Annotated in this window: 10 protein-coding genes; 2 read left to right on the forward strand and 8 right to left on the reverse strand. The window is 65.4% G+C overall.

Annotation, left to right across the window (positions count from 1 at the left end; genetic code table 11):
* Positions 1 to 4: 4 nt before the first annotated feature.
* Positions 5 to 844: a DUF2218 domain-containing protein gene (locus ACVRRC_RS15345; RefSeq protein WP_472997190.1), complete on the forward strand. Its 840-nt coding sequence runs from the start codon at positions 5 to 7 to the stop codon at positions 842 to 844.
* A gap of 4 nt (positions 845 to 848) precedes the next feature.
* On the opposite strand, the gene ACVRRC_RS15350 is transcribed toward ACVRRC_RS15345, so the two are convergent.
* The 7 genes from ACVRRC_RS15350 to glgA all read right to left on the reverse strand — a co-directional run bounded on the left by ACVRRC_RS15350 (position 849) and on the right by glgA (position 12,785).
* Positions 849 to 1,697 (reverse strand): M23 family metallopeptidase, encoded by an 849-nt coding sequence (locus ACVRRC_RS15350; RefSeq protein ID WP_011913275.1) that lies wholly within the window; start codon positions 1,695 to 1,697, stop codon positions 849 to 851.
* Positions 1,698 to 1,985: 288 nt separating this feature from the next.
* Entirely contained in the window at positions 1,986 to 4,136 is a 2,151-nt protein-coding gene (gene glgX, locus ACVRRC_RS15355) for a glycogen debranching protein GlgX (RefSeq protein ID WP_017244531.1), read from the reverse strand.
* 99 nt (positions 4,137 to 4,235) lie between these two features.
* The gene (locus ACVRRC_RS15360; protein WP_472997191.1) at positions 4,236 to 4,574 is read right to left on the reverse strand and encodes a DUF2934 domain-containing protein; all 339 of its coding nucleotides are present in this window, start codon (positions 4,572 to 4,574) and stop codon (positions 4,236 to 4,238) included.
* On the reverse strand, positions 4,571 to 7,381 hold the full coding sequence (locus ACVRRC_RS15365) for a malto-oligosyltrehalose synthase (RefSeq protein WP_472997192.1): 2,811 nt from the start codon (positions 7,379 to 7,381) through the stop codon (positions 4,571 to 4,573). The genes ACVRRC_RS15360 and ACVRRC_RS15365 overlap by 4 nt, the downstream gene beginning before the upstream one ends.
* Positions 7,378 to 9,453: a 4-alpha-glucanotransferase gene (gene malQ, locus ACVRRC_RS15370; RefSeq protein ID WP_192475740.1), complete on the reverse strand. Its 2,076-nt coding sequence runs from the start codon at positions 9,451 to 9,453 to the stop codon at positions 7,378 to 7,380. Before malQ ends, ACVRRC_RS15365 begins: the two co-directional genes overlap by 4 nt.
* Positions 9,450 to 11,222 carry a malto-oligosyltrehalose trehalohydrolase gene (gene treZ / locus ACVRRC_RS15375; protein WP_472997193.1) on the reverse strand — a complete coding sequence of 591 codons (1,773 nt, stop codon included), beginning with the start codon at positions 11,220 to 11,222 and terminating at the stop codon, positions 9,450 to 9,452. Before treZ ends, malQ begins: the two co-directional genes overlap by 4 nt.
* Before the next feature lie 12 nt (positions 11,223 to 11,234).
* Complete coding sequence (gene glgA / locus ACVRRC_RS15380) at positions 11,235 to 12,785, reverse strand: glycogen synthase GlgA (RefSeq protein WP_045159056.1); 1,551 nt, start codon at positions 12,783 to 12,785, stop codon at positions 11,235 to 11,237.
* Between the two features lie 298 nt (positions 12,786 to 13,083).
* Between glgA and ACVRRC_RS15385 the strand changes: the two genes are divergently transcribed.
* Positions 13,084 to 13,590, forward strand: coding sequence for a CinA family protein (locus ACVRRC_RS15385; protein WP_014596717.1), 507 nt, complete (start codon positions 13,084 to 13,086; stop codon positions 13,588 to 13,590).
* Between the two features lie 3 nt (positions 13,591 to 13,593).
* Here the strand turns inward: ACVRRC_RS15385 and ACVRRC_RS15390 are convergent, their stop codons facing one another.
* Positions 13,594 to 14,706 (reverse strand): mechanosensitive ion channel family protein, encoded by a 1,113-nt coding sequence (locus ACVRRC_RS15390; protein ID WP_014596716.1) that lies wholly within the window; start codon positions 14,704 to 14,706, stop codon positions 13,594 to 13,596.
* Positions 14,707 to 14,790: the final 84 nt, after the last annotated feature.

Here is a 14,790-nt window from a genome sequence, read left to right on the forward strand (position 1 = left end):
CACCATGTACCGATCACAAAGCCGAATCACGGCGAGCAATCCGTCGCGCCTGATCAAGCGCCTGTGCAATCACTGGCGGCACAAGTTTCCCGTGCAGCTGGACGAGCAGGGCGGCGACATCGAACTGCCGCTCGGCCGCTGCAGCCTGCGCGCCAACGAGGGCGTGCTGGACGCAAGATTGGAGTCCACCGATCGGGCACAGCTGCAGCAGTTGCAGAAGGTGGTCGCCGATCACCTGGCGCGCATGGCCGGCGAGGAGCCGCTTGGCATCGCCTGGCAGACCGAAGCCGGTGCCGAGCCAGCCGCACAGCCGGCCGAAAACCGCGCGCTGGATTCCAGAAGCCGTTATGGCACCGTTTCGCGGGTATTTCACTGGCTGATGGCGCTGCTGATCGTCTGGCAGTTCCTCAAGCTGGGTGACCGCATCGAAGAGGGGGAGCACTGGGTCGGGCAGACGCTGGTGCCCTGGCACGTTTCTCTGGGGGCCGTGCTGCTGGTTCTGGTGCTGCTGCGCATCTTCTGGTCGGCCAGCCAGCTGAGCCGACGGCCGCTGCACGACCCGGCCACGGCCTGGCTGGTCAAGGCTGGGCACCTGGCGCTGTATGCCTGCATGGTGGCGATGCCGATCACCGGCGTGCTCTATCTGGTCGGCAATGGCTACGGTCTGAAGGTGTTCGGCCAGCAGCTGGTGGAGAAGGGGCCTGAGATCGCCTGGGCGGCCTCGATCGGTGGTCTGCACTCGCCGCTGGCCTGGCTGACCGTACTGCTGGTGATCGGGCATATCGGCGCTGCGCTGTATCACCGGCTGGTGAAGCGCGACGACATCATGCAGCGCATGCTCTAGTTCATCACTGGCTGCTCAGCGCGAAGTTGGGCAGCGATTCCACCGGCTGGTTGAAGCGGAAGGGGATCGACACCATCGCCGCGCCGTAGGGCTTCTGTACCACGAAATGCAGGTGTGGGCCGGTACTGCGGCCCGTATTGCCGGACTTGCCGAGCAGCGTGCCGACTTCCACGCGCTGCCCCGGCTTGACCCGCACCGAGCCCCGGCTCAGGTGCAGATAGGCGCTGTGGGTGCCGTCGTCGTGCTCGATGCGCACATGGTTGCCGGCCGGGTCGGGCAGCCGCCCGCCCTGGCCGTCGCGAACCTTCACCACGGTCCCGGCGCGGGCCGCGACGATGGGCGTGCCCACCGGCATCGCGATATCCACCGCATAACGGCCGCTCGGCGAGTTGTGACTGAAGTCGCCGCCGGCGCCCTGGGAGATCCGGAACGGTCCTCCTTGCCACGGCAGGGCGTAGGCCGGGCCATCGACGACACCGGGCTGATCCGGCTCCGGCGAGAAGATCAGCGCATAGCTGAACGAGTGCTTGAACATGATCGGCCCGCCCGCCTGACGCTTGCTCAGCGTGGCGACGCGTACCCGGCTGTTGGCCGGCACCGTCTTGCGGATCACGCCGTTGCCGACGCCCGCCACGTTGACCATGCGCGTCAGGCGCAGCGTCACCTCCACCGGTACCTCCAGGGTATTGCTGACATCCATGGCCTTGCCGCTGCCGGCACGGTTGATGAGCAGCCGTACCGAGCCCGGTTTGTCGGTTGCTTTCGCTTGCTTGCTGGAGGCGAAGCTGGGAGCCAGCGGAGCCAGCCCGATCAGCAGCAGAAGGGGATAGATGAGCGGTCGCAGAGAGAGCATGACGTGTGATCCATCACGGAAAAGACAAGGCTGCCGGCGACGAGCAGAACGAATCCGTTGGTTGTTTAAGGGGGCCGCGCTGGATTTTGGGACTGGCGTCACGCGGCGAGGTTCACTGCCGCATGTCGTTTTTTCCAGGTGGATTTTTTCGTTGCGAGAACTGCAGACGGGACGCCTCGGCCGGCCGAAGCGGGAGCCCACGCCGCAGCGGTGTGGGCAGCCGACAACGTAAGAACGCGACAGGCCAAGCGACGTCGCCCCGAACCTGTCACGGTCCGGGGCGCTTCATCACTCGTCAGCCTTGATCAGTTCCAGCAGCAACAGCGAGCGGCCGGTGACGGCGTACTCGTCGTTGAAGTCGAAACGTTCCGGCCGCGCGGTGGGGTGGTTGGTGTCGATCAGGCGGTTCCAGTAGATGCCTTGGGGCACCTCGGGCAGCGTGAAATTCACCAGGTCGTGGTGCGAGTTGACGATGATCAGCAGCGTCGCATCCGAACCGGCGCGGCGGATGCCGGTCGGCTGGGCGCGGCCGTCGAGGAGCATGCCCATGCAGCGGTTGTGTGCATCTTCCCACTGCTCGATGGTCATCTCTTCGGCATTCGGCGCCAGCCAGGTGACATCCTTGACCCCCAGTTCCTCGTTGTAGGCGCCGACCAGGAAACGGCTGCGGCGCAGCATCGGGAAGCGCTGACGCAGGCGGATCAGCTTGCGGGCGAAGCCCAGCAGGCCGTAGCTGTCCTCGCTGATGTCCCAGTTCACCCAGCCGATCTCGCTGTCCTGGCAATAGGCGTTGTTGTTGCCGTGCTGGGTCCGGGCGAACTCGTCACCGGCGACGATCATCGGGGTGCCCTGGGAGAACAGCAGCGTGGCGAGGAAGTTGCGCATCTGCCGATAGCGCAGCTCGTTGATCTCCGGATCGTCGCTGTGGCCTTCCACGCCGTGGTTCCAGGACAGGTTGTTGTCGCTGCCGTCGCGGTTGTCCTCGTCGTTGTCCTCGTTGTGCTTGTGGTTGTACGACACTAGGTCCTTGAGGGTGAAGCCGTCGTGGGCGGTGACGAAGTTGACCGAGCTGAACGGCCGACGCCCGCGCTGGTTGTAGAGGTCGCCGGAGCCGGTCAGGCGGCTGGCGAAGTCGGCCAGCTGGCCGTCATCCCCTTTCCAGAACGACCGCACGGTGTCGCGGAACTGGTCGTTCCACTCGGCCCAGCCCGGTGGGAAGCCACCGACCTGATAGCCGCCGGGGCCGCAGTCCCAGGGTTCGGCGATCAGCTTGGTCTTGGCCAGCACCGGGTCCTGGCGACAGGCGACGAGGAAGCCGTGACGCTCGTCGAAGCCGTAGTGCTCGCGACCGAGAATGGTCGCCAGGTCGAAGCGGAAGCCGTCCACGTGCATCTCGGTGGCCCAGTAGCGCAGCGAATCGGTGACCATTTGCAGTACGCAGGGGTGGCTCATGTCCAGCGTATTGCCGGTGCCGGAATCGTTGATGTAGTAGCGCTTGTCGTCCGGCATCAGGCGATAGTAGGAGGCGTTGTCGATGCCGCGCATGGACAGCGTCGGGCCCAGCTCGTTGCCTTCGGCCGTGTGGTTGTAGACCACGTCGAGGATCACCTCGAGGTCGGCATTGTGCAGGTGCGCGACCATTTCCTTGAATTCGGTGATCTTGCCGCTGGCCAGGTACTTCGGATGCGGTGCGAAGAAGGCGATGCTGTTGTAGCCCCAGTAGTTGCTCATGCCCTTTTCCAGCAGATGCTGGTCCTGGACGAAGGCATGAATGGGCAGGAACTCGATGGAAGAGACGCCGAGCTTGCGGATGTAGTCGATGACCTCCGGCGTCTTGAAGCCGGCGAAGGTGCCGCGGACGTCGTCGGCCACGGACGGGTGGCGCATGGTGTAACCGCGCACGTGGGTCTCGTAGATGATCGTCTTGTCCCAGGGCACCTGCACCGGATGGTCGCGGCCCCAGGTGAAGGCCGGGTCGATGATCTTGCACTTGGGCACGAAAGGTGCGCTGTCGCGCTCGTCGAAGCTGAGATCGCCGTCGGGATGGCCGATGGTGTAGCCGAACAGCGCTTCCGACCATTTCAGCTCGCCCACCAGTTGTTTGGCGTAGGGGTCGATCAGCAGCTTGTTGGGGTTGAAGCGATGACCGTTCTCCGGGTCGTAGGGCCCGTGCACGCGATAGCCATAGATCTGACCGGGGTGGGCGTCGGGCAGGTAGCCGTGCCAGATCTCGTCGGTGTACTCGGGCAGTTCGATGCGCTCGATCTCGGTTTCACCGCTGGCATCGAACAGGCACAGCTCCACTTTGGTGGCGTGTGCGGAAAAGATGGCGAAATTCACGCCCAAGCCGTCCCAGGTCGCCCCGAGAGGGAAGGGCAGGCCCTCGCGAATCCTGGAAGGGGTCATGACCTGTGGCGCGTGGGGCTTTTTCTTACTCATGAAAACTCCAAGGACGGATTCAGGAAGGCACAGCGAAGCGCCTGTCGGCGCGGACGGTCATTGGACCGAACCGACGCCGACAAGATTGCCTGCCGCCGGTCAGCTTTCCTTCGTTGCGCGCGGGGTACGGGTCTTCTTGATGGTTTCCGGTGTACCGGCCTTGGCGTCGGTGTCCGCCTTGGCGGTATCAGCCTTGGCACTGGCACGGCTCGCGCGGGGCTTCGCAGCCGGCGCTTCCTTGACCTTCGGTGTGGCGTCGGTGGGCTTGGTGGCGGTTTTGCGCGCGCGGGTCGCCGGTTTGGCCACGGGGGCCCCCTTTTCGGCCTCGACCAGCTTGCGAGCCATCTCCCAGTGACGCTCTTCCTCACCGTGCGGGCAGCCTTCGGACTGCCAGATCTGGTAGGCGAACTCGCGGATACGTTTTTCTTCTGCACTCATTGTTGGGATTCTCCTGTTGCTCTCGTAGACGTATGCAGGACGGCCACCGACAAGCCGTCCAGAACGCGCGCAGCCTCGAGGCTGGCTTGTTGGGATGTGACTGTCGTTCCGTCGAAAAGTCGCTCGAACTCACTACCGTCCAGCGCCTCGGGCAATGCGATACGGGTATCGCCCCAACGCTGCGCTGGAATCCGAGGTTGTCTGCTGTCGCTCAGCAGGCCGGCAGCCAGCCGCGGCACCACCACCACCAGCCATTGCCCGTCCAGTTCGCGAGCGAAGGCGAGCAGGCGCTCGGCCTGCTCGCCGCTCACCGAAAGCGGCAGATAACGGCCCTCGGTGAACAGCCGCGGAAAACGTCGACGGGCCTGCAGCGTGCGGCTGATCACCAGCTGTTTGATGCGACCGTCATGCCAGCTTTGCAGCAGCTGGTCAGGCGTTGCGGGCTGCTCGAGGCTGTTGCGGCGCGCCGCGAAGTCCACGGGGCGGCGATTGTCCGGGTCCACCAGGCTCAGGTCCCAGAACTCGGCGCCCTGGTAGAGATCCGGCACGCCGGGAGTGGTCATGCGCAGCAAGGTCTGCACGAGGCTGTTCAATGCACCGGCGGGCGCCAGCTCAGCGGCTGCGGCAGCGATTTCGTCCCGCAATGGTGCGCCTTCGGCGGCCAGCAGCAGGTGCTCCACGTATTGCCGGCAGGCGCCTTCGTAGTCGCCGTTGGGATCGCTCCAGGTGGTGCGCAGCTTGGCTTCGCGCAAGGCCTTTTCCTGCCATTGCAGAATGCGCGCGCTGTACTGCTCCATGGCGGGTCGGTCGTCCGCACGCAGGTCCAGCGGCCAGCTGCCGAGCAGGATCTGGAACAGCATCAGCTCGTCGGCGGGCGAGGGCGCGGGGCCATCGTCCAGCTGGCGGATCTGTCCTGCTGCCAGTTCGCGCCAGTGGCGGACCTTGCCGGCGAACCAGTCGGCGCGCTCGCTGAGCACCGCGATGCGCGCACGGGTGTCCTCGCCGCGCTTGTGATCGTGGGTGGCGGTGGTCAGCAGGTTGCGCGGGAAATGCTCGACGCGTTGCAGGCATTCATCGTGAAAGGCCTGCGCGGGTGCGCTGAAGTGCTGCGGGTCGAAGCCCACGTCGTTGCGCGAGAGCAGGATGCCGGAGCGGTAGCAGGCGGTGTCTTCGACGGCCTTGGCGGCCGCCGGCGAGGTCAGCTGCTGGAAGCGTGTGCAGGCGTAGCGGCGAATCTTGCGCAGGTGGCGCGGCAGCTGACGCAGGCTTTCGCCGCCCAACCAGCGCTGCAGATGCTCCAGCAGCGGCCAGTCCGCTTCGCTCAGGGTCGTCTTCGCGCCGTCCAGCGCCTGCTGGAAGAACGGCTCGTCCGCCTCGCGCCGGCCTGACGCAGCGATATAGGTGCGGTACACCGGGAAGTGAATGATCAGCTCCAGCAGCGCTCGACGGATCGCGCCGAGGGTGATGTCGCGAGTCATCACGTCGCCGCGAGCCACCTGTAGCAACGCCTGGGCGACGGTTTCGAAATCGCCGGCCAAGGGGCCGGTCAGCACCAGCTGGCGGGCCTGGCGGGCCTCTTCCATGAAATCGGTGGTGCGCCCGCTGGTCTCGCTCCACAGCGAGCAGAGCAGCGCTTCGCCAGCCGGGTCGTGCTGCAGCAGCGACACCTGGTTCATGAACTCGTAGCCGGTGGTGCCGTCCACGCCCCAGTCGTCATGCAGCCGCTCGCCACCGGCGAGGATCTTTTCGACGTAGATGGGCACGTGATCCTGTACCGCTTCTGGCGGACGGCCGGCATTGAGCCGGTCGACACGACGGCGCAGGCGCCGGCAGTAGCCGCGTGGGTCGGCCAGACCGTCGATGTGGTCGATGCGCAGGCCGTCGACCAGGCCGTCGCCGATCAGCTCGAAGATCTTGGCGTGGGTTTCCTCGAAAACCACCGGCCGCTCGACGCGCAGGCCGCCCAGCTCGTTGATGTCGAAGAAGCGTCGCCAGTTGATGTCGTCGCCGGCGGTGCGCCAGCTGGCCAGTCGATAATGCTGGCGTTCAAGGAGGCCGTGCAGACGTTTGAAGCCGTCCTCGCTGGTCGAGTCGTAGCAGTTCAGCGCCTGCTCCAGCGCCTGTCGCGTTTCAGCGTCCTGCAGCTGTTCGGCCAGGTCGGCACGCAGCAGGCGAGCGGTCTGGTAAGGCGCCGGCTCGGTCTTCAGTGCATCGAAATGCTGTGCCAGCGCCCGCAGCTGCGGATGCTCGGCGGCGCGCAGTACCTCGCCGTAGCTCGGCGGGGTGATCGGGAAGCGATGCTCGTAGTGCTCGGCGTACAGGGCGCCATTGTCGATATCCAGGCGCAGTTTAACGGTGCCCTGTTGCAGCGCCTCGCCATAGTCACTGCCCAGGAAGGGCACCAGCAGCTGCCCTTCGAGCAGGGGGTCCGGCGAATTCCATTCGATGTCGAAGAACTGCGCATAGGGGCTGCGGCGACCCCATTCGAGCACGTCCAGCCACCAGGCGTTACCGGAACCACCCACGGCCATGTGGTTGGAGACGATGTCCAGGATCAGTCCCATGCCCTTGCCGCGCAGGGCCTCGACGAGACGCTGCAGCGCCGGCTCGCCGCCCAGTTCCGGGTTGATGCGGGTCGGGTCGATCACGTCATAGCCGTGCATGGAACCCGGGCGGGCCGTGAGCAGCGGTGAAGCGTAGATGTGGCTGATGCCGAGTTCGGCAAAGTAATCCACCAGTGCGGTGGCGTGATCCAGAGTGAAGTCGCGGTGAAACTGTAGTCGCAGGGTCGCGGTAAGGTCTTTCATCGATGCGCAGCTCCACGATGGTTGCGGCGTGCCTGCGCCAGGCATTCCAGGCGCCGGCGGCTGGCTTCGCCGTCGAGCAGCGTTGCACTGTCGCCGGGATAGCGGCGACGCCAGTTGGGGTGGGTTTCGACGATGCCCGGCATGTTGGTCTGTTCCTCCAGGCCGAGGGCGTCCTCGACCGGAAACAGCACCAGCGGCGCGCGGGTGTGGCCGAGAAAACAGGCCGCGGCATCGACGGCTTGTTCGGCGCTCAGCAGATGATGAGGATCTTTTCCGCCATCCTCGCAGAGCGCACGGTTGAGCCCGGCGCGCTCATGTTCACGGGAACGCCATTGCTGATCGCGATCGGCTTCCTGCACCTGACCGACCTTGATGCGCCAGTCGATGTCATGGCCGTTCCACCAGCCCCTCAGGGTCGGGATGTCGTGGGTGGTACTGGTCGCCAGGGCCTGGTCGGAATACTGGTCGGCACGCTGGAAATGGCCGTCGTGCTGTTCGAACAGCAGTACCCGCATGCCGAGGATGCCCTTGGCGGCGAGCACGTCACGAAACCCGTGGGGAATGGTGCCGAGATCCTCGCCGAGGATCACCGCCTGATGCCGCCAGGCCTCCAGGCAGAGCAGGCGCAGCATGTCGTCGAAGGGGAAGTTGAGGTACACGCCGCGCTTGGGGTCGGCGCCGGCCGGCACCACCCACAGGCGCTTGAGGCCCAGCACGTGGTCGATGCGCATGCCGCCGGCGTGGGCGAGATTGGCGCGCAGCATTTCGATATAGGCCCGGAAGCCATGCTGACGCAGGCCCCAGGGTGAGAACGCGGAGATGCCCCAGTTCTGTCCGTCGCGGTTCATCACATCCGGCGGTGCGCCGACGCTCAGCGAAGCGAGCAGTTCGCCCTGGCGGCTCCAGGCCTGGCTGCCACCGCCGTCGGCGCCGACGGCAAGGTCGGAGACCAGACCGATGCGCATGCCTGCGCTGCGTGCGGCAACCTGTGCGCGCTCGAGCCCGCGCGCCATCAGCCACTGGCCGAAGGCGTGATAGCTGACCTCGTCGGCATGTTCGCGGGCGAAGCGTTCCACTGCCGGGCTGGCCGGGTCGCGGTAGTCCTGCGGCCAGTTGCGCCAATGCTGCGGATGGCCTTCGGCGTCACGCAGATGGTGGTGCAGCGCCTCGAAACGGCAATGGTTCTCCAGCGCTTCGCCGCCATTGGCGCGAAAACTGTCGAAATCGGCCTGTTGCGGGTTCTCGCCCTGGCTGAAGTCGTCGAACAGCTGGCGCAGCAGGCGCTGACGCGATTGCGCCACGGCAGGCCAGTCGATCAGGTCCAGTCGCTCTAGGCGCTCCAGTTCCTCGCCGAGTCCGCACGCCTCGATGGCCTGACGCACCGGCCACTCGCCGAGAATGGAGCCCGGCGCCGCGTGCAGCACGTTGTAGAACAGTCGGCTGGAGGGCGAGTAGGGACTGTACTGATTGATATGCGCACCGAACATCGCATGCACCGGGCTGATGCCTAGCGCGTCGGCTCCATGGGCACCGGCATTGCGCACCAGGGCTTCCAGCGCCTGGGTGTCGCCCAGCCCGCCGTCGCCTGGTCGGCGCAGGCTGTACAGCTGGGCCGTCAGCCCCCAGGCGTTCGGGCCGGCGAGCTGCGCAACCGTGGGGCACGAGGGCGGCGCGACCGCCACGGTCAGTTCGGTTTCGTCGATCCTCAGGCGGTGATAGCCCGGGGTGTCCGGCACATGCAGCCGTGCCTGGTCGTCCAGCGTGCCGTGCAGCACATCGCCCTGTTCGGCCATCAGTTCGTAACGGCTGGACGGCGGGAAGTAGGCCGCCAGCTCCAGCACGGCGTTCTGGTCGCAGGTCAGCAGCGGCGGTACACCGCCGTGGTTGTTCTGATGCGCGATGACTTTCAGGCTGGCTTCGATCTGCTGATCGGTATCTGCTTCGAGTCCGAGGCAACCGAGCACTTCACGCAGTACTTGCGGCTCCACCCGCTGCTGACGGTTGTCGGCGTCCACCCAGTCGATGGACAACCCGGCAGCGTCAGCCAGGCGGATCAGGGCTTCGTCACTCATGTGGCTTTCTCCAGATACAGCCTGGCCATACGAGGTGCCAACTGGTCATGCGCATGCGTGGCCTCGCGGCTGGCGAACAGCAGCTCGCCGCTGATCGATGCCGTCGGAAGGGGTGCGCCCTGGGTGCCAAGGTTGAGCTCCAGACGCAGCCGGCTGCCATCGCCGAGCTGCCAGCGGGACAGCACCGCCGCTTGCGCCAGCACACGGGATTCGAGAAAGCGCGCACCCTGCAGGCGCGGCACGATCTCCCGGTGGCGGATACTCAGCAACTCGCGATACAGCGCATACCATTCGGCATGCCCAGGTTCCTGGCGGGCGCTGAAATCCGGGCGCGAATTTTCGAAGGTGGAAACCGCGTTGGGGTCGGGAATGCGCTCGCGGGTGGCTTCGTCGGCGAACTCGGCAAACTCGGCGAACTCGTTGCGCCGCCCTTCGCGCACTGCATCGGCCAGTTCGCCGTGGTGGCTGGTGAAGAACAGGAATGGTTGGCGCGCCCCCCATTCCTCGCCCATGAACAACAGAGGCACCATGGGCGACAGCAGCAGCACGGCGGTAGCAGCACGCAATGCGTCGGCATCGGCCAGGCTGACCAGGCGCTCGCCGAAGGCGCGGTTGCCGGTCTGATCATGGTTTTGCAGGAACAGCACGAAGGAGGTCGGCGGCAGATGGCCGCTGGGCTCGCCACGTGCTTCACCGCGACGATTGTTCTGCCCCTGGTAGATGAAGCCTTCACCGAGGAAACGCGCCAGCTTGGTCGTGGCGTCCTGGTGATAGTCGGCGTAGTAGCCCTGGCTCTCGTCGGTGAGCAGGGCATGCAGCACGTTGTGGCCGTCGTCGTTCCACTGCGCAGTGAAGCCGGCGGTCAGCAGGCTGGCGCGGTTGTCCTCGTTTTCCAGTACCAGGTGCACGTGGCGGCCAGGCTCGACGCTGGCGTGCACGCGCTCGGCCAGCTCGGTGAGGAAACTGCGGTCGGGAATCGCATGCACGGCGTCGAAGCGCAGCCCATCGAAGCGGTAGTCCAACAGCCACATCAGGGTGTTGTCGATGAAGAAGTCGCGCACTTCGCGGCGGCGGAAATCGATGCCGTCGCCCCAGGGCGTCTGCTGGTCGTGGCGGAAGAAGTGCTTGGCATAGCGGCCCAGGTAGTTGCCGTCTGGCCCGAAGTGGTTGTAGACCACGTCGAGAAAGACCATCAGGCCCAGCCCGTGGGCGGTGTCGATCAGGTGTTTGAGTTCTTCCGGGCTTCCGTAGGCGGCTTCCGGCGCATAGGGCAGGACGCCGTCGTAGCCCCAGTTGCGATCGCCGGGGAATTCAGCGATCGGCATCAGCTCGATGGCGGTAACGCCAAGCTCCGCCAGGTCGGCGAGGTGTTTTTCCATGGCGGTGAAGCCGCCGTACAGCCCGACGTGCATCTCGTAGAGGACGGTTTCCTCCCAGGGACGGCCCAGCCAGTTCGGGTTGCGCCACAGATAGTTGCTGCTGGTGTCGACGACCAGGCTGGGCGCGTGCACGTCGCCGGCCTGGGCGCGGGAGGCGGGGTCCGGCACCTGTAACTCATCGTCGATGAGAAAGCGGTAGAGGGTGCCGGCTCCGTAAGGGGCATCGATGCTGTACCAGCCATCTTCGTTGGCGGTCATCGGCAGCGTTTGGGCGCCAACCACGATCAGACTGACGTTTTGCGCATCGGGCGCCCAGATCCTGAAGCGGGTGGTCCCGTCATCCAGCAGTTCCGGACCGTGATGCCCGATAAAGGCACGCTGCTTGTGCATTGAATAGCCTCTTCAGATTAAAAGACGAACCTCGCGGCGCTCCCCGAGCAGCTGCTGATAGAGCGCGTCATAGGGTTCGATGGCATGGCGCCAGAAGAATCCGGCCGCCATGGCCCGGCAGCGCATGGCGCCGAGCAGTTCAGGGTGGTGATGCACCGCCAGGGCGCGCTGTACGGCCTGGCGATAGCTGGCCGCGTCGGGTGCGTCGAACAGGAAGCCGGTGATGCCGTCCTCGATGGAGTCCGCCAGCCCGCCGGTACGCCGGGCGATGGGCAGCGAGGCGTAGCGCTGGGCGTACATCTGGCTCAGGCCGCAGGGCTCGTAGCGTGACGGCATGAGCAGGAAGTCGCTGCCGGCGAACAGACGGCGCGCGTCGGTCTCGTTGAAGCCGATGTGCGCTCCTACCTGTCCGGGATACTGCTCGGCCAGCTGACGGACCTGCGCTTCGATCTGGCTCTCGCCCTGGCCGAGAATGGCCAGCTGACCGCCGCCTTCGACGATGGCATGGGCCACATCGAGGGTCAGGTCCACGCCTTTCTGATGCACCAGGCGCGAGACCACGGCGAACAGCGGAGCGTCGCGCATCTCCAGCCCGAACGCGTCCCGCACATAGGCGGCATTGGCCTGCTTGCCGGCCCAGTCACGGGCACTGAAGCCGCTGACGAGGTAAGGGTCGCTCTCCGGCTCCCAGCTTTCGTCGATGCCGTTGAGCAAGCCGCTGAGCAGGCCCTGGCGGGCCTTCATGCTGAGGAACCCTTCCATGCCGCAGCCGAACTCCGGCGTGGTGATCTCCCTGGCGTAGGTCGAGCTCACGGTGGTGACGTGATTGGCATAGGCGATGCCGGCCTTGAGCAGCGACAGCTTGCCGTAGAACTCCATGCGCTCCGGGTCGCAGGCCTCGCCGGGAATGCCCAGCTGACGCCGCTGGGACATGTCGATGTTGCCCTGATAGGCGAGGTTGTGGATGGTGAACACGCTGGGCGTCGACAGTCCGCGCCAGTGCATGTACGCCGGTGCCAGACCTGCCGGCCAGTCATGGGCGTGGACCAGCTCTGGCGCCCAGCTGATGCAGGCGGTGCCGGCGGCGATCTCGGCAGCGGCCAGGCCGAGGCGGGCGAAGCGGACCGGGTTGTCCAGCCAGTCGTTGCCGTGTCCGTCGACGTAGGGTGAACCATCGCGCTCGTAGAGTTCAGGGCTGATCAGCACATAGATGATCAGGCCATCCGGCATGTCGATGCGGCCGATGCGGCAGCCGGGTACCTCGGCGTATCCGCTCAGCGAGCCGACAATGCGGATAGGGTGGCCGCTGTTGATCACTTGCGAATAACCGGGAATCAGCACACGCACATCGTGGCGTGCGCCAAGTGCTCGGGGCAGGGCGGCGGACACGTCGGCGAGCCCGCCGGTCTTGACCAGGTCGGTCAGCTCGGAGGTCACGAACAGGATCTTGCGTTTGTCATCGTGGCTACTGCGAATCTGCAGAGCAGGGCGAGTAACCGGGGGCACAGCGGGTTGGGCCTTCGGTAGTCCGAGAGGCCGGGCGTTCACAGCGGCAATACTCATCACGATCTCCCCAGAGCCCCGGCGTTCCAGGTGCCGGTGCCAGCTACGAGCATATTTCTCCCATGCAACGATCTGATGACCGCCACATACCATGAACACGACCAGGCAAAAACGATTGTTAGGAGCTGCCGCGAGGGCAGGTAGAGCTGCGCCGGCCCTACCAAAAACCAGACCCGATGTCGCGGTAGAAGTTCTTAAAAAACTAGAACAGACGACCGCGGTCGGAACTCGCGCCAGGCCAACCCGCTCCGAATTCAGAACACGAACCTGAAGGCCCATTTGTGGCGGAGCAAAAAACATGCAAGAGATCGAACGAGTCGTGGCATTCCTGCAGCGCGAGGAACTCAAGCTGACCACCGCGGAATCCTGTACCTGCGGTTTGATGGCCTCGCTGCTGGGAGACATCCCGGGTTGCGGCCAGGTGCTCGACAGCGGGTTCGTCGTCTACTCGCCGAAAGCCAAGAACCGCCTGCTCAACGTGGATTTCGAGACCATCGAGAAATTCGGCCTGACCAGCGAAGAGGTGGCCCGCGAGATGGCCATCGGTGCGCTGAACGCGAGTGTCGCCACGCTGGCAGTGGCCAATACCGGCGTGGCCGACGACGATCAGGAGGATGAAGGCGGCACGCAGTGCTACGCCTATGCACTGATGCGGGGCGAGCGACAGGTGGTGGTGAGCGAAACGGTGCAGTTCGACGGCGACCGCGTCGAGATTCGCAAGCAGGCGGCGCGGCACGGCCTGACCCAGCTGGAAAACAAGTATGCGCAGCTGGTGGAGAAGCTCGAGCAGGGTGAAGGCGCCTGACGCCTAAACCGGAGGCTGGCGTTCCGGCTCGACGTGCTCCGGCTGCGACATATCGACGCGCTGCTTGTGTCCGACGCTCAGATCGGCCCGGACCTGCGGCAGCGAATGCGGGTACTGCCGCTGGATGAAGCCCAGCAGGTTCTCGCGGATGTGGCAGCGCAGGTCCCAGTTGCGCGACGAATCCGGGGAGCTGACCAGGGCGCGCAGCTGGATGGACTTCTCGCTGGCATCGGTCACCTGCAGCACGCAGACCCGGCCGTCCCACAGTTCGGGAACGTCCTTGCAGAGCCGCCGCAGCTCCTCGCGCAGCGGCTCCAGAGGCAGGCTGTAGTCGGCCCAGAGAAACACCGTGCCGATCAGGCTCGAGCCACGACGGGTCCAGTTCTGGAAAGGCTTTTCGATAAAGTACTGCAGCGGCACGACCAGCCGGCGGTCGTCCCAGATCCGCACCACCACGTAAGTGCCGGTGATTTCCTCGATGCGGCCCCACTCGTTCTCGACGATCACCACGTCATCCAGGCGGATCGGCTGGGTCATGGCGATCTGCAGTCCGGCGATCAGGTTGGCCAGTACCGGCCTCGCGGCAAAGCCCACCGCAAGACCTGCAAGCCCCGCCGAAGCCAGCAGGCTGGCACCGAACTGGCGTGCGCCGGGGAAGGTCATCAGCATCGCCGCGGCACCGATCAGCAGAACGAAGAACGCCAGGGTCCGCAGCAATACCCGAGATTGCGTCTGGATCTGCCGGGCACGCAGGTTGTCGACGACATCCACCGGGTTGCGCAGCTGGATGAACTGCTGAAGGCCGCGCAGCAGGCGCATCACCAGCCAGGTCAGGGTGCCGATGATCAGAAGCGTGGTCACATGCCGTGCGCCGTCGATCAGCAGCAGGTCATCAGGCGCCGAGGTCCAGACGCCCTGCAGGCCCATCAGTGGCAGCAGCACGCGAATGGGCTTTTCCAGCTGTTCGGACAGCTCGCGGGTGAACAGGAAGGCCCGCGCCAGGCGCAGCATCAGAGCAGTCAGCAGACGGCCGAACAGGCTGAGGATCAGCACCACGAACAAGGCTGCAGCGAGCGTGCGCAGCGCTGGCTGGCTGATGTACTGGTCCCATTGCAAGAGATAGGCGGGCAGTTCGATGGCGGGGGGCTCCGGTTAACCGTTCGTCAGGGCCAGTGACAGGCTGTGTCTGGCAAAAGTTCA

This window comes from Stutzerimonas sp. LR2 (assembly GCF_055755175.1).

Excerpts from the sequence above, each read along its gene's own strand:
- ACVRRC_RS15345 (WP_472997190.1), top strand. The coding sequence starts at position 5 with ATGTACCGATCACAAAGCCGAATCACGGCGAGCAATCCGTCGCGCCTG.
- ACVRRC_RS15350 (WP_011913275.1), bottom strand. The coding sequence starts at position 1,697 with ATGCTCTCTCTGCGACCGCTCATCTATCCCCTTCTGCTGCTGATCGGG.
- glgX (WP_017244531.1), bottom strand. The coding sequence starts at position 4,136 with ATGAGTAAGAAAAAGCCCCACGCGCCACAGGTCATGACCCCTTCCAGG.
- ACVRRC_RS15360 (WP_472997191.1), bottom strand. The coding sequence starts at position 4,574 with ATGAGTGCAGAAGAAAAACGTATCCGCGAGTTCGCCTACCAGATCTGG.
- ACVRRC_RS15365 (WP_472997192.1), bottom strand. The coding sequence starts at position 7,381 with ATGAAAGACCTTACCGCGACCCTGCGACTACAGTTTCACCGCGACTTC.
- malQ (WP_192475740.1), bottom strand. The coding sequence starts at position 9,453 with ATGAGTGACGAAGCCCTGATCCGCCTGGCTGACGCTGCCGGGTTGTCC.
- treZ (WP_472997193.1), bottom strand. The coding sequence starts at position 11,222 with ATGCACAAGCAGCGTGCCTTTATCGGGCATCACGGTCCGGAACTGCTG.
- glgA (WP_045159056.1), bottom strand. The coding sequence starts at position 12,785 with ATGAGTATTGCCGCTGTGAACGCCCGGCCTCTCGGACTACCGAAGGCC.
- ACVRRC_RS15385 (WP_014596717.1), top strand. The coding sequence starts at position 13,084 with ATGCAAGAGATCGAACGAGTCGTGGCATTCCTGCAGCGCGAGGAACTC.